General features: G+C 72.6%; 12 protein-coding genes and 1 pseudogene. 2 read left to right on the forward strand and 11 right to left on the reverse strand.

The window, feature by feature from the left end:
- The first annotated feature begins 21 nt into the window (after positions 1 to 21).
- Positions 22 to 564 carry an AAA family ATPase gene (locus ABD665_RS03165; protein ID WP_204912264.1) on the forward strand — a complete coding sequence of 181 codons (543 nt, stop codon included), beginning with the start codon at positions 22 to 24 and terminating at the stop codon, positions 562 to 564.
- Here the strand turns inward: ABD665_RS03165 and hisS are convergent.
- The gene (gene hisS, locus ABD665_RS03170) at positions 561 to 1,901 is read right to left on the reverse strand and encodes a histidine--tRNA ligase (RefSeq protein ID WP_204912263.1); all 1,341 of its coding nucleotides are present in this window, start codon (positions 1,899 to 1,901) and stop codon (positions 561 to 563) included. The genes ABD665_RS03165 and hisS overlap by 4 nt on opposite strands.
- Positions 1,898 to 2,596 carry an MBL fold metallo-hydrolase gene (locus tag ABD665_RS03175; protein WP_204912262.1) on the reverse strand — a complete coding sequence of 233 codons (699 nt, stop codon included), beginning with the start codon at positions 2,594 to 2,596 and terminating at the stop codon, positions 1,898 to 1,900. The genes hisS and ABD665_RS03175 overlap by 4 nt, the downstream gene beginning before the upstream one ends.
- On the opposite strand from ABD665_RS03175, the pseudogene ABD665_RS03180 reads away from it, so the two are divergent.
- A pseudogene (locus ABD665_RS03180) lies at positions 2,589 to 3,871 on the forward strand (DUF349 domain-containing protein). The gene ABD665_RS03175 and the pseudogene ABD665_RS03180 sit on opposite strands and share 8 nt — an antisense overlap.
- 574 nt (positions 3,872 to 4,445) lie before the next feature.
- On the opposite strand, the gene ABD665_RS03185 reads toward ABD665_RS03180, so the two are convergent.
- The 9 genes from ABD665_RS03185 to ABD665_RS03225 form a co-directional block, all read right to left on the reverse strand.
- The gene (locus tag ABD665_RS03185; RefSeq protein WP_425562102.1) at positions 4,446 to 6,758 is read right to left on the reverse strand and encodes a RelA/SpoT family protein; all 2,313 of its coding nucleotides are present in this window, start codon (positions 6,756 to 6,758) and stop codon (positions 4,446 to 4,448) included.
- Positions 6,759 to 6,802: 44 nt separating this feature from the next.
- Entirely contained in the window at positions 6,803 to 7,843 is a 1,041-nt protein-coding gene (locus tag ABD665_RS03190; protein ID WP_204914420.1) for an NAD-binding protein, read from the reverse strand.
- Between the two features lie 16 nt (positions 7,844 to 7,859).
- On the reverse strand, positions 7,860 to 8,417 hold the full coding sequence (locus ABD665_RS03195; protein ID WP_204912260.1) for an adenine phosphoribosyltransferase: 558 nt from the start codon (positions 8,415 to 8,417) through the stop codon (positions 7,860 to 7,862).
- A gap of 1 nt (position 8,418) precedes the next feature.
- Entirely contained in the window at positions 8,419 to 9,675 is a 1,257-nt protein-coding gene (gene secF, locus ABD665_RS03200; protein ID WP_204912259.1) for a protein translocase subunit SecF, read from the reverse strand.
- On the reverse strand, positions 9,675 to 11,366 hold the full coding sequence (gene secD, locus ABD665_RS03205) for a protein translocase subunit SecD (RefSeq protein WP_425562126.1): 1,692 nt from the start codon (positions 11,364 to 11,366) through the stop codon (positions 9,675 to 9,677). Before secD ends, secF begins: the two co-directional genes overlap by 1 nt.
- Positions 11,367 to 11,477: 111 nt before the next feature.
- Entirely contained in the window at positions 11,478 to 11,918 is a 441-nt protein-coding gene (yajC, locus tag ABD665_RS03210) for a preprotein translocase subunit YajC (protein ID WP_204912258.1), read from the reverse strand.
- Positions 11,919 to 12,016: 98 nt separating this feature from the next.
- On the reverse strand, positions 12,017 to 13,051 hold the full coding sequence (gene ruvB, locus ABD665_RS03215) for a Holliday junction branch migration DNA helicase RuvB (protein ID WP_204914406.1): 1,035 nt from the start codon (positions 13,049 to 13,051) through the stop codon (positions 12,017 to 12,019).
- Positions 13,052 to 13,106: 55 nt separating this feature from the next.
- On the reverse strand, positions 13,107 to 13,715 hold the full coding sequence (gene ruvA, locus ABD665_RS03220; protein ID WP_204912257.1) for a Holliday junction branch migration protein RuvA: 609 nt from the start codon (positions 13,713 to 13,715) through the stop codon (positions 13,107 to 13,109).
- Positions 13,712 to 14,266: a crossover junction endodeoxyribonuclease RuvC gene (locus ABD665_RS03225; RefSeq protein ID WP_425562127.1), complete on the reverse strand. Its 555-nt coding sequence runs from the start codon at positions 14,264 to 14,266 to the stop codon at positions 13,712 to 13,714. Before ABD665_RS03225 ends, ruvA begins: the two co-directional genes overlap by 4 nt.
- Between the last annotated feature and the right edge of the window lie 68 nt (positions 14,267 to 14,334).

The following is a 14,334-nucleotide window of genomic DNA, read 5'->3' on the forward strand; positions in this document are numbered from 1 at the left end:
GTGACCTGCGAGGGTGGCGGCGTGCCTCCGCCGACGCCGCCGTACGACGCCGTCCTGCTCAGCGGGACGGTCGGGGCGGGCAAGACGACGACGGCGCACGCGCTGTCCCGGCTCGCCCAGGCGCAGGGGGTCCCGCACGCGCTGGTCGACCTCGACCAGGTGCGCCTGCTGCACCCGCCGCCGCCCGGCGACCCCTTCGCGCACGAGGTCGAGCTGGCGAACCTGCGCGACCTCGCCCGGAACTACCGCGCCGCCGGCGCCACCCGGCTCGTCCTGGCCGGTGTCGTCGAGGACGGGCGCGAGGTGCTCCGCTACGTCGAGGCGCTCGCCGGGGCGCGCCTGCTGCTCGCCCGGCTGACCGTCGACCCCGAGGTCGTGCGGGACCGGCTGCGGCGGCGCCACCACGACGACCCGGACACCCTGGCCTGGCACCTCGACCGCACGGTCGAGCTCACCGGGATCCTCGACGCCGAGCCCTTCGAGGACGTCCGGGTGGACACGAGCGGCCGGACGCCCGAGGACGTGGCCCTCGAGGTCGCCCGGGCCGCGGGCTGGGCGCCCTAGCCCTGCTCGCCCGGCACGACCCGCGGGTGCAGGTCCTCGGCCGGGGGCTCCCACGTCGCCGCGTCCGCGGGGACCTGGTCCCCGGACCGGATGTCCTTGACCTCGTCGGCCTCGCCCGCACCGAACCACACGAACGGGATCCCGCGGCGGTCGGCGTAACGGATCTGCCGCCCGAACTTGGCCGCCTCGGGCGCCACCTCGGTCGGGATGCCGCGCGCGCGGAGCCGGGCCGCGACGGCGGTCGCCGACGGGCGCCGGTCCTCGCTCGTCACGGCGACCACGACCGCGGTCGGCACCGAGCGCGTGGCCCGCAGGACGCCGGCGCCCAGCAGCGGCACCAGGAGGCGGGTCACGCCGATGGAGAGCCCGACGCCCGGGTAGGTCGTCTTGCCGTCGCTGGCCAGGGAGTCGTAGCGCCCGCCGGAGGAGACCGACCCGCTCTTCTCGTAGCCCACGAGCTCGGTCTCGTAGACCGTGCCCGTGTAGTAGTCGAGGCCGCGGGCGATCTTGAGGTCTGCGACGATCCGGCCCGGGACGTACGCGCCCGCGGTCTGCACGACGTCGGCCAGCAGGTCGAGGCCCTCGTCGAGCATCGGGTCGGTCACGCCGAGCGCGCGGACCTCGTCGACGAACGACGCGTCGGCGCTCGAGATCGACGCGAGCCGGACGCAGGCCTGGGCCTGGGCGGGGGTGACGCCGACGTCGGTGGTCAGCAGCTCCACCACCTTGTCGGGCCCGATCTTGTCGAGCTTGTCGACCTGTCGGAGCACCGCGACCGTGTCCTCGATGCCGAGCCCGCGGTAGAAGCCCTGGGCTAGGAGCCGGTTGTTCACGCGCATCAGCACGGGCGGCAGGCCGAGGTCGACGTGCAGCTTCTCGAGCGCGGCGAGGGTGACCAGGGGAAGCTCGACGTCGAAGTGCGCGGGCAGCGTCCCCGGGTTGACGATGTCGACGTCGGCCTGGGTGAACTCCCGGTAGCGGCCCTCCTGCGGGCGTTCGCCGCGCCAGACCTTCTGGATCTGGTAGCGCCGGAAGGGGAACGCCAGCTGGTGCGCGTGCTCGAGTACGTAGCGGGCGAACGGCACGGTGAGGTCGAAGTGCAGGCCCAGGTCGGCCGGCGTGCCCGGCTCGGCGGCCACGCGCTGGACCGCGTACACCTCCTTGTCGATCTCGCCCTGCTTGGCGAGCGTGTCGAGCGGCTCGACCGCCCGCGTCTCGACGGAGGCGAAGCCGTACAGCTCGAAGACCTCGCGTAGCCGGTCGAGGACCTGCTGCTCGACGATCCGCTGCTCGGGGCTCAGCTCGGGGAAGCCCGACAGGGCGCGGGGCCGGCTCACGCCGCGCTCCCCAGGAACGACGCCTGCAGGTACGGGTTGCCGGCGCGCTCCGCGGCCATGGTGGTCTGCGGGCCGTGGCCCGGCAGGACGACCACCTCGTCGGGCAGCGGCAGCACCTTCTCGCGCAGGCTGCGCACCATCGCCTCGGCGCTGCCGCCCGGCAGGTCGGTCCGCCCGACGGAACCGGCGAACAGCACGTCGCCGGAGAAGAGCAGCGAGTCCACGTCGTCGTCCGGCGCGTACGCGCTGCGGAACATGGTCGACCCGGCCGTGTGCCCGGGGGCGTGCAGGGCGTCGAGCTCCAGCCCGGCGAGCTCGACCCGGACGCCGTCGGCGAGCAGACGCACGTCGTCGGGTTCGGTGAACACGGTGCCCGAGCCGAGCTGCGCGAGCAGGGCCTCGGTGTCCGCGCTCATGCCGGCGAGCGGGTTCGCCAGCAGGGCACGGTCGTCGGGGTGCACCCAGCAGGTGGCGTCGTAGCCCGCGCAGAGCGGCGCGACCGAGAACATGTGGTCGAGGTGGCCGTGGGTCAGCACCGCGGCGACGGGCTTGAGGTGGTGCTCGGCGACGACGTCACGGACGCCGTCGAGGGCCCCCATGCCGGGGTCGATCACGATGCACTCGGAGCGCTGGGAGGTGGCGAGCACGTAACAGCTGGTCTGCCACGGCCCGGCCGGGAACGACGCGATGAACACTCGCTGGAGACTATCGGGCAGGATGGAAGCATGAGTGACGGCGAGGCCCCGCAGCCTTTCGGGCGGGTGGATCCGGACGGCACGGTCTACGTCCGGACCGCGACCGGTGAGCGCAAGGTGGGCCAGGTCCCCGACGTCCCCCCGGAGGAGGCGCTGGCCTTCTTCACGCGACGCTTCGAGGCGCTCGAGCTGGAGGTGTCCCTGCTCGAACGGCGGATCGCCTCCAAGGCGCTCCCGCCCGACGACGCCGCCGGCTCGATCAAGACGGTCCGCACCGCGGTGACCGACGCGAACGCGGTCGGCGACCTCGACGGCCTCCTCACCCGGCTCCAGGCGCTGAGCCCCGTCGTCGACGAGGCTCGGGCGGCCCAGCGGGCGGAGAAGGCGCGCCAGCTGGAGGAGGTACGGGTCAAGAAGGAGCACGCCGTCACCGAGGCCGAGGCCCTCGCCGCGGGCAACGACTGGCGCGGCGGGGTCAACCGCTTCCGCGCCCTGCTCGACGACTGGAAGGCGCTCCCCCGGCTCGACCGGGCGACGGACGACGCCCTCTGGCACCGCTTCTCGACCGCTCGTACGACCTACACGCGCCGCCGCAAGTCGCAGTTCGCCCAGCAGAACGGGCAGCGCGAGAGCGCCCGCGAGGTCAAGGAGCAGCTGGTCACCGAGGCCGAGCAGCTCGCGACCTCGACCGACTGGGGCCCCACGACCGGCGCGTACCGCGACCTGATGACCCGCTGGAAGGCCGCCGGCGCCGCACCCCGTGGCGTCGACGAGCAGCTGTGGCGGCGGTTCCGCGCGGCGCAGGACACGTTCTTCGGCGCGAAGCAGACGGTGAACGCGGCGCAGGACGTCGAGTTCCGGGGCAACGCCGAGGCGAAGACCGCGCTGCTGGACGAGGCCGAGGCCCGGATGCTGCCGGTCACCGACCTCGGCGCCGCCCGCGTGGCCTACCGCGAGCTGCTCGAGCGCTGGTCCGCGATCGGCAAGGTCCCGCGCGACTCGATGCGGCCCCTGGACGCGCGCCTGCACGCCATCGAGCAGGCCGTGAACGAGGCCGAGGAGCACAAGTGGCGCCGGACCAACCCGGAGGCCCGCGCCCGCGCCGAGGACACGGCGGCCAAGCTCGAGGCCCAGATCGCCTCGCTCGAGGAGCAGGCGACCAAGGCCTCGGCCAAGGGCGACGAGAAGAAGGCCCAGCAGGCCCGCGACTCCGCCGCGACGTACCGCGAGTGGCTCGCGCAGGCGCAGAAGGCGGTCAGCGACTTCTCGGGCTGAGCTCGCGGCGCTTGTCGTTCTCGCTGTGGGTCGTTCGCCGGGGTGCGGGGCCCCCGTCCTGCCCTCGCCGCTCTGCTCCGCCAGCGCTCCGCAGGGCGGCAAACGCCCGCCCACCGGGACGGGGGCCCCGCACCCCGGCTCTCTCCGGCTGGCCCCGGCTTGCTCTCCAACGAAGCGGTGTGTGACGCGCCCCTGAAGGTCGCGGAGCGCGAGCCCTGCGAACGCCGTCACGCCCCCTGAGCTTGTCGAAGGGCCAGCGCAACGCCCCCTGAGCTTGTCGAAGGGCCCGGAACGGGTTGGCTTCAACTGACCCCCCAGCACGCAGAAGCCGACCTCTTCGAGGCCCTTCGACAGGCTCAGGGGGCGGACGAGAGGGGGAGTGGCGCCAGCGGACACGCGACACGCTGCCAGGCCGTTCCCGCTGGCGCCACTCGCGCGCCGCAGGGGACGCACTCCCGTGAACGCCCCCTGAGCTTGTCGAAGGGCCCGGAACGGGTCGGCATCGCTGAGCGCCGACAGCGCCGTGCAGCCGACCTCTTCGAGGCCATTCGACAGGCTCAGGGGGCGTACGGGCCTACTGGGAGACGCGGTAGACGTCGAAGACCGACGGAACCTGGCGTACGGCGCCGAGGACGTGGTCGAGGTGGGTCGGGTCGCCGGTCTGGAAGGTGAACTTCGCCTTGCAGATCCGGTCCTTGGTCGTGCTCAGGGCGGCCGAGAGGATGTTCACGTGCTGGTCCGACAGGCACCGGGTGATGTCGGACAGCAGGCGGTTCCGGTCCAGGGCCTCGACCTGGATGGCGACCAGGAAGGAGCTCAGGGTCGTCGGCGCCCACTCGACCTCGACGATGCGCTCGGGGTGCTTGAGCAGCTCGGCGGTGTTCGAGCAGTCCGTCCGGTGCACCGAGACCCCGGAACCACGCGTCACGAAGCCGAGGATCGGGTCGCCGGGGACCGGGGTACAGCACTTGGCGAGCTTGACCAGCAGGTCGTCGGCACCCTTGACCATGACGCCGGTGGTCGTGCCGCTGCTGGCGCGGCGGCTGCGCCGGCCGGTGACGACGCGGTCCTCGCCGAGCTCGTCGGCGACGGCGTCCTCGCCGCCCGAGGCGACGGTGAGCTGGTTGACCACGGCCTGGGCGCCGACGGTCCCCTCGCCGATGCCGGCGTACAGGGCGTTGACGTCGGCCAGCTTGAAGTGGGTCGAGATCGCCGTCAGGTTCTCGAGCGTGAGCAGGCGCTGGAGCGGCAGGCCGGCCTTGCGGAGCTGGCGGGCCAGCGCCTCCTTGCCGTTCTCGATCGACTCCTCGCGGCGCTCGCGGGTGAAGTGGTGGCGGATCTTGCTGCGCGCCCGCGGGCTGCGGACGAACTGCAGCCAGTCGCGGCTCGGCCCGGCGTTCTCCGCCTTGGAGGTGAAGATCTCCACGACGTCGCCGTTGTGCAGCTCCGACTCCAGCGGCACGAGCTTGCCGTTGACGCGGGCGCCGATCGTACGGTTGCCGACCTCGGTGTGCACCGAGTAGGCGAAGTCGACGGGCGTCGACCCCTGCGGGAGGGCCTTGACCTCGCCGCGGGGCGTGAAGGCGTAGACCTCGGTCGAGTTGATCTCGAACCGCAGCGAGTCGAGGAACTCCCCCGGGTCGGCCGTCTCGCGCTGCCAGTCGAGCAGCTGGCGGACCCAGACCAGCTCGTCGTCGGCGCCGTCGGCGGCCACGACCGGCCCGCCGTTCTTGGCGCCCTCCTTGTACTTCCAGTGCGCGGCGACGCCGAACTCGGCGCGCCGGTGCATCTCCTCGGTCCGGATCTGGAGCTCGACGGGCTTGCCGCCCGGCCCGATCACCGAGGTGTGCAGCGACTGGTAGAGGTTGAACTTCGGCATCGCGATGTAGTCCTTGAACCGCCCCGGCAGGGGGGTCCAGCGGACGTGCATGACGCCCATCGCGGCGTAGCAGTCGGACTGGTTCTCGACGAGGATGCGCAGCCCGACCAGGTCGTAGATGTCGGAGAACTCGCGGCCGCGGACGACCATCTTCTGGTAGATCGAGTAGTAGTGCTTCGGCCGCCCGGTCACCGACGCCTTGATCTTGGCGTTCTTGAGGTCGGTCTGCGCCTGCGACACGACCGTGGCGAGGAACTCGTCCCGGCTCGGGGCCGCCTCGGCGACCAGGCGCACGATCTCGTCGTAGACCTTGGGATGCATCGTGGCGAACGAGAGGTCCTCGAGCTCCCACTTGATCGTGTTCATCCCGAGCCGGTGGGCCAGCGGCGCGTAGATCTCGAGGGTCTCGAGCGCGATCCGGGACTGCTTGTCGGGGCGCAGGTAGTGCAGCGTCCGCATGTTGTGCAGCCGGTCGGCCAGCTTGATGACCAGGACCCGGATGTCGCGGCTCATCGCCACGACCATCTTGCGGATCGTGTCGGACTTCGCCGACTCGCCGTACTTGATCTTGTCGACCTTGGTGCAGCCGTCGACGAGGAGGGCGATCTCCTCGCCGAAGTCCTTCGTCAGCTCCTTGAGCGTGTACGCGGTGTCCTCGACCGTGTCGTGCAGCAGGGCGGCGCAGAGCGTCGCCTCGGTCATGCCGAGCTCGGCGAGGATCGTCGTCACGGCCAGCGGGTGCGTGATGTACGCGTCGCCGCTCTTGCGGCGCTGCTCGCGGTGGTAGCGCTCCGCGGTGTGGAAGGCCCGCTCGACGAGCGAGAGGTCGGCCTTGGGGTGGTTGGCCCGGATGACCTGGAACAGCGGGTCGAGCGCGGCGGTCTGCGGGCGCGTGGCGCCGAGCCGGGCCAGCCGCTGGCGCATCCGGACGCGCGGCGGCTCGCCCGAGGCTGCCGGGCTCTCGACGACCGTCTGGTCCACCACGCTCGAATCCACCACACCCGTCATGTCGACTGTGGGTGAAGTCTAGTCAGGCGGTGGGCACGTGCCGGTCAGGCACCCGGGGCCTTGCGGACCACGACGACCTGGTCGCCGGTCTGCAGCGTCGCCACCGCGGGGTCGTAGAAGCGCCGCAGCGTCTTGTTGCGGACGACGGCGATGACCCGCTCGCCCTCGACCTCGCTCGGCGCGTGCCCGGCCTCGGCGGAGGTGACCTGCCGCTCCCCCACCTCGAGGCCCTCGCGCGAGGACAGCAGGTCCTCGATGACGGTGCCGATGTTCGGGCTCGTGGCCGACAGGCCTAGCAGCCGGCCGACGGCCTCCGAGGACGTCACGACGACGTTGGCCCCGCACTGACGCAGCAGCGAGGCGTTGTCGTCCTCGCGGACCGCGACCACGACGTGCGCGCTCGGGTTCAGCTGGCGCACGGTCAGCATGGCCAGGATGGCGGAGTCGTCGCGGTCGAGGGTGATGACGATCTCGCGCGCTCGGGCGATCTCCGCGCGGCGCAGGATGTCGCGCCGGGTGGCGTCGCCCTCGATCGCCGCGTAGCCGCGCACGTTGGCGTCGGCCACCGCCGTGGGCCGGTCGTCGATGATGACGATCTGCGTGGGGCTCGTGCCGTTCGTCTCCAGGGTCTCGACGGCGCTGCGGCCCTTGGTGCCGTAGCCCACGACGACGACGTGGTTGCGCATGCCACTCCTCCAGCGTCGGTCCCGGTAGATCTGCCGGCCCTGGTTGGCCAGCACCTCCAGGGTGGTCCCGACCAGCAGGACCAGGAAGCCGATCCGCAACGGCGTCACGATGATCGCGTTCAGCACCCGGGCGTGCGCGGCGACGGGGGTGATGTCGCCGTACCCGGTGGTCGTGATGGTGACGGTCGCGTAGTAGATCGCGTCGATCAGGCCGACCGTGCCGTCGCTCGTGTCGTTGTACGAGTCACGGTCGAGGTAGACGAGCACCACGACGATGGTCAGCAGCAGCATGGCCAGACCGCCGCGGCGGGCGAGCTCCACGCCGGGCGACGCACTGCGCGCCGGCAGCGAGACGAGCGCCTCGGAGGTCCAGCGCCGGTCCTGGTCGAGCCGCCGCATGCGGACGACGCCCACGTCAGGCCCCGCCGGTGCTGACCAGCGCGCGGACGTCGGTGAGGCCGGCCTCGTGCAGCCGCGCCCGGCCGCCCAGGAACCCCAGCTCGAGGACCACGGCGACCGCCGTCACCTCGGCGCCGAGCCGGTGCACGAGCTCGGCGGTCGCGGCGAGCGTCCCGCCGGTGGCCAGCACGTCGTCGACGACGAGCACCCGCGCGCCCGGCGCCAGCGCGTCGGTGTGCATCGCGAGGGTCTCGGTGCCGTACTCGAGGTCGTACGTGATGCTGACGTGCTCGCGCGGCAGCTTGTTCGGCTTGCGGACGGGCACGAAGCCGACGCCGAGCTCCAGCGCCACCGGCCCGCCGAAGATGAAGCCGCGCGCCTCGAGGGCGACGACCGCGTCGACGTCGGTGGGCGCGGAGGCGGCGAGCCCGGCCACCGCCGCGGCCAGCCCGGCGGGCGAGGCGAGCAGCGGGGTGATGTCGGAGAAGGTGACCCCGGGCTTCGGGAAGTCCGGGACCTCGACGATCAGGCCGGCGACCAGCTCGGCGGCAGACCCGGTGCCGTCCGGGGCCACCTCACCGCTTCCGTTGGCTGCGCGGCGCGTTCTGCGGCTGGGGGCGCTTGGCCGCACCCTCGACCACCGGCCGGACGACCGGGCGGGCCGACGCGGGGACCGCGGTCACCCGGGTCCCGCCCTTGGCGCCCAGCGGGACGGCCGACGAGGAGTCCGTGCCCACCCCGACCAGGCCGTCGGGACCGACGCCCTCGGGCTCGAGGCCGCGGTCGTCCGTCCCGTCGTGGTCGGCGTCCAGCGCCTCGGTCGCGCCGGTCCCGCGCGCCTCCGACTTGCTGCGCCGCGTCTCGACCCGGGCGCGGTGGCGACGCATGTCGGGCTCGCGCTCCTTGAGCTGGGCCAGCAGCGGCGTCGCGATGAAGATCGACGAGTACGCCCCGGAGATCATGCCGACGAACAGCGCCAGCGACAGGTCCTTGAGCGGACCCTCGCCGAGGATGAACGTGCCGGCGAACAGCAGCGCGGCGACGGGCAGCACGCCGATGATCGTGGTGTTGATCGACCGGACGAGCACCTGGTTGACGGCGAGGTTCGCCGCCTCCGAGTACGTCTTCGTCGTGCTGGTCTTCACGCCCTTGACGTTCTCGCGCACCTTGTCGAAGACGACGACGGTGTCGTAGAGCGAGTAGCCGAGGATCGTCAGCACGCCGATCAGCGTCGCCGGGGTGACCGTGAAGCCGACCAGGGCGTAGATGCCCACGGTCAGCAGCAGGTCGTGCAGCAGCGCGACGAGCGCCGCCCCCGACATCTTGGCGTCGCGGAAGTAGATCCAGATCACCAGCGTGACCAGGACGAGGAACACGATGAGCGCGATCAGGGCGCGCTCGGTGATCTGGCCGCCCCACGAGGCGCCGATCAGGCTGTAGTTCACCTGGTCGCCGGGGACCCCGACCGCCTCGCCGATCGCTCCGCGGACCGCGGGCACCTCGGTCGTGGTGTCCAGCGTCCGCGTCTGCACGCGGACCTGGTTGTTGCCGATCGTGTTGACCGTGGCCTCGTTGAGGTCGGGCACGCCCGAGCGCTGCAGCGCGTCACGGACGGGCTGGACCATCTGGGAGGCGCTGACCTTGGTCGGCGCCTGGAAGTCGGCCCCGCCCTCGAACTCGATGCCCAGCGTCAGGCCCCTGACGAGGAGCGCGAGGATCGAGATCGTCAGCAGGGCGCCCGAGATGATGTACCAGAGGCGCCGACGGCCGATGAAGTTGTAGGAGACCTCACCGGTGTAGAGCCGGTGGCCCAGGTCGGAGAACTTCGACATCAGAGCCTCGATCCGGCCGCGGCGGGCCGTCTGGTGCGGGTGCCCGGGAGGGCCTTGACCCCGAGGTGCGCCGGGTCGAGCCCGGAGAGCTTGTGCCCGCCCCCGAAGAACCGGGTGCGCGCGAGCAGCGACATCAGCGGCTTCGTGAAGAAGAAGACGATGAAGACGTCGATGAGCGTCGTCAGCCCGAGGGTGAACGCGAAGCCGCGGACCGACCCGATGGCGAGGATGAACAGCACGACGGCCGACAGCATCGACACCCCGTCGGCGATCAGGATGGTGTGCCGCGCGCGGCGCCAGCCCGTCTCGACGGAGGTCCGCAGGCTCCGGCCGTCGCGGACCTCGTCACGGATGCGTTCGAAGTAGATGACGAAGCTGTCCGCCGTCACCCCGATGGCCACGATCGCGCCGGCGATGCCGGGCAGGTTCAGCGCGAACCCGACCGAGCTGCCGAGCAGCACCATGCAGGCGTACGTGATCACCGCGGCGATGGCCAGCGAGGCCACGACGACGATGCCGAGCCCGCGGTAGTAGAGGAAGCAGAACAGGACCACGAGGACCAGGCCGATGATGCCGGCCACGATCCCGGCGTGCAGCTGGTCGCCACCGAGCGTCGCGGACACGTTGCTGACCTCGGAGATGTCGAAGGCCAGCGGCAGGGCGCCGTACTTCAGCACGTTCGAGAGGTCGGTCGCGGTCTGCTGCGTGAAGCCGCCGGAGATCTGCGCGGCGCCGCCCGGGATCGCTGTGCTGACCGACGGGGCGGAGATCGACGCGCCGTCGAGCACGATCGAGAACCGGTTCATCGGGTCGCTCTTGGCCGCCAGCGCGCGGGTCGCGTTCTCGAACTGCGTCGAGCCCTCGCCGTTGAACTGCAGGTTGACGACCCACTCGATCCCGTTCTGCGGGATGCCGGCGTTCGCGCTGGTGAGCTCGTTGCCCTCGATCAGCGTCGGGCCGAGCAGGTACTTCTCGGTGCCGGTGCGGTCGCAGGAGAAGAGCGGCTGGTCGGAGACGTCGACCTGCGGGTCGCCGCAGGTGAAGCTCGCGAAGTCCGTGGTGTCCGCCTGCGTGGGCTGCCAGTCGAGCGCCTTATCGGGCGGGGTCCCCTGACCCACGACGGTCGGCCGCGGGGCGGTCGGCGTCGGCGGGGCGGTGGGCAGCTGCACGTGCGGGAGCATCGGGCGGTTGTTGCCGGCCGGGACCTGGCCCGAGCCGCCGCTGGGGGCGGGCGACGGGGCCGGGTTGGCGCTCTCCGAGGAGGCGGGCACGTTCGGCTCGCCGCTGGGGGCGGGCGTCGGCGTCGGTGCGCCGGTCGCGCCGGACGACGGCTGGGTGGCCGGCGGCTGGACCTGCTCGGCCGCGTACACGGCGCGGAACCGCAGGTTCGCGGTCTGGCCGACCTGCTGGACCAGCTGGTCCTGCTGGACGTTCGGGACGCTGACGATGATCTGCCGGTCGCCCGAGACGGTCACCTCGCTCTCGCCGACCCCGAGCGCGTTGACGCGCTGCTCGATGATCGTGCGCGCCTGCTGGAGGCTGTTCGGGTCGACGGAACCCCCGCCGCTCGTGTTGCGGGCCGTCAGCGTGACGGTCGTGCCGCCACGGAGGTCCAGCCCCAGCTTGGGGGTCCACGTGCTGCCCACGGCCATCAGGGTGATGAGACCCGCGGTGATGACCGCCAGGGCCACCAGCATCCGCAACGGTCGCCCGGTCATCGCTGCCACTTCAGTGCTCTACCTCGTTCGTGAATGTCGCGCCGGGAGGCCGTACGCGTGTCGCGCACGGCCGCCCTGACGCGCTCAGCGCAGGTTGCTGCGGTCGTTGTCGGGGGTGCTCGACGGGTACGTCGGGCTGGTGGAGGGGGCGTCGGGGTCGGCGCGGACCACGGGCTCCGGGTCACCGGAGTCGTACGTGGCGGTCGCCTCGGCCTCGAGCTCGTCGCCGATCTCGTCCTCGGACACCGCGTCGACGTCGGCCTCGGTGGCGCGCCGCACGATCGCCTGCTTGAGGACGGTCAGCTCGACGCCGGGGGCGATCTCGAGCACGGCCTGCTTGGTGCCGAGGGAGACCAGCGTGCCGAACAGGCCGCTCCCGAGCAGCACCTGGTCGCCGGGCTGGAGCTCGCGCGTCATCTTCGCGAGGGCCTGCTGGCGCTTCTTCTGCGGCCGCAGGATCAGGAAGTAGAACGCGACCACCATCAGGAGGACGAGGATCAGCGTGCTGTATTGGTTGGAAGCCACGGTGTGCCGTTCCGGGTCGGGGTCGGAGGGTGCCGGCGGGGGTGGGGACCACCGTCCGACCGGTGAACTCTACCTAGCGAAACGCCGAAACCCCGCAGTCACGCGAACAGACCGGGGTCGGGCGCGCCGCCCGGGGAGCCCGCCGGCGGGTTCCGGGGCGGGGTGAGGCCGAGGTGGGCCCACGCGGCGGGCGTGGCGACGCGGCCGCGCGGGGTGCGCATCAGGAACCCCTCCCGCACCAGGAAGGGCTCCGCCACCTCCTCGACGGTCTCGCGCTCCTCGCCGACCGAGATGGCCAGCGTCGACAGCCCCACCGGCCCGCCGGCGAAGCGCTTGCAGACGGCGACGAGCACGGCGCGGTCGAGCCGGTCGAGGCCGATGCTGTCGACCTCGTAGAGCTCGAGCGCCGCGGACGCGACGTCACGGGTCACCCGCCCCGACCCGCGGACCTCGGCGAAGTCGCGGACCCGGCGCAGGAGGCGGTTCACGATCCGGGGCGTGCCGCGGGACCGGCGGGCGATCTCGCGGGCGGCGTCGGGGTCGAGGTCGACGCCCAGCAGCACGGCGGAGCGCCGCACGATGTGCTCGAGGTCGGCCGGGTCGTAGAAGTCGAGCTGGCCGGTGAAGCCGAAGCGGTCCCGCAGCGGCCCCGGCAGCAGCCCGGCGCGGGTCGTCGCCCCGACGAGGGTGAACCGCGGGATCTCGATCGGGATGCCCGTGGCGCCGGGGCCCTTGCCCACGACCACGTCGACCCGGAAGTCCTCCATGGCGAGGTAGAGCATCTCCTCGGCCGGTCGGGACAGCCGGTGGATCTCGTCGAGGAAGAGCACCTCGCCCTCGGTGAGCCCGGACAGGATGGCGGCGAGGTCGCCGGCGTGCTGGATCGCCGGGCCGCTGGAGATGCGCAGCGGGGCGGTCATCTCCGCGGCGATGATCATCGCCAGGGTCGTCTTGCCGAGCCCGGGCGGGCCGGACAGCAGAACGTGGTCCGGGACCCCGCCGCGCCCGCGGGCGGCGGCGAGGACCAGGCCGAGCTGCTCGGCGACGCGCGGCTGCCCCTCGAACTCGGCCAGCGACGTCGGCCGCAGCGCCGACTCGGCCGCCCGTTCGTCGGGGTCGGCAAGGGCCCGCATGTCCACGGGGTCGAGGCTCACCGGGACGTCCTGACGGGCGTAAGCGCGTGGCTCGTCACGGGCGGGCCAGGCTCAGCAGCGCGGCGCGCATCAGGGCGGGGACCCCGAGGTCCGGCTGCTCGACGAGCAGCGGCTCCACCTCGTCGCAGGCGGCCTCGGCGTCGCGCTGGGCCCAGCCAAGGCCGACCAGGCCCTGGGTGACCTGGCTGCGCCAGACGGCCTGCCCGGGCAGGGTCGGCGCGGCGAGCCCGGCAACGAGGCCGACGGCGTTGATCTTGTCCTTGAGCTCGATGACGATCCGCTGGGCGCCCTTGCGCCCGATGCCGGGGACCCGGCACAGCGCCGCGAGGTCCTCGCCCGCGATGGCGATCCGCAGGTCGTCGGGGCTGAGCACGGCGAGCGCCGCCTGCGCCAGCTTGGGCCCGACCCCGGTGGCGGTGATGAGCAGCTCGAAGAACTCGCGCTCGTCGGCGCTCGCGAAGCCGAACAGCGTCAGCGCGTCCTCGCGGACGACGAGCGAGGTGTAGAGGGTAGTCCGCTGCCCGACGCGCAGGCCGGCGAGCGTGCCCGGGCTGCAGAGCGCGAGCAGGCCGACCCCGCCGGTCTCGACGACGGCGGAGGTGGGGCCGAGGGCGGCCACGTTCCCGCTGACCTGGGCGATCATGCTCGTGCTCCTCTGGTCCGGGCCTGGGTCGCGCGTGCCTGGGTCGCACGGGCGGCCGCGTAGGCCTGCTGCTGGCGGGCGGCGACCCCGGAAGCCGCCTGCTGGGCCTGGTCGAGCCGGTCGGTGCTGCTCCCCCGCCACACGTGGCAGATGGCCAGCGCGAGCGCGTCGGCCGCGTCCGCGGGCTTGGGCACCTCGGGGATCTGCAGGATGCGGGCGACCATCGCGCCGACCTGGTCCTTGCCCGCGCGGCCGGAACCGGTGATGGCCGCCTTGACCTCGCTGGGGGTGTGCAGGGCGGTCGGGATGCCGTGGCGCGCCGCGACGAGCATCGCGATCCCGGCAGCCTGCGCCGTCCCCATCACCGTGCCGACGTTGTGCTGGGCGAACACCCGCTCGACGGCGACGGCCTCGGGACGGTAGCGCCGGACCCACTCCTCGAACGTCCGCTCGAGCGTGGCGAGCCGGACGCCCGTCTCCTCCTGCGGCGAGGTGCGCTGCACGTCGACCGCGAGCACGAACGGCTTCCGGCCGGGCACGCCGTCCACCATGCCCAGCCCGCAGCGGGTCAGGCCGGGGTCGATGCCGAGCACGCGCACGCGCGGTCTCCCTCGTCGTT

Source organism: Microlunatus spumicola, from assembly GCF_039536445.1.
Lineage (GTDB): Bacteria > Actinomycetota > Actinomycetes > Propionibacteriales > Propionibacteriaceae > Microlunatus > Microlunatus spumicola.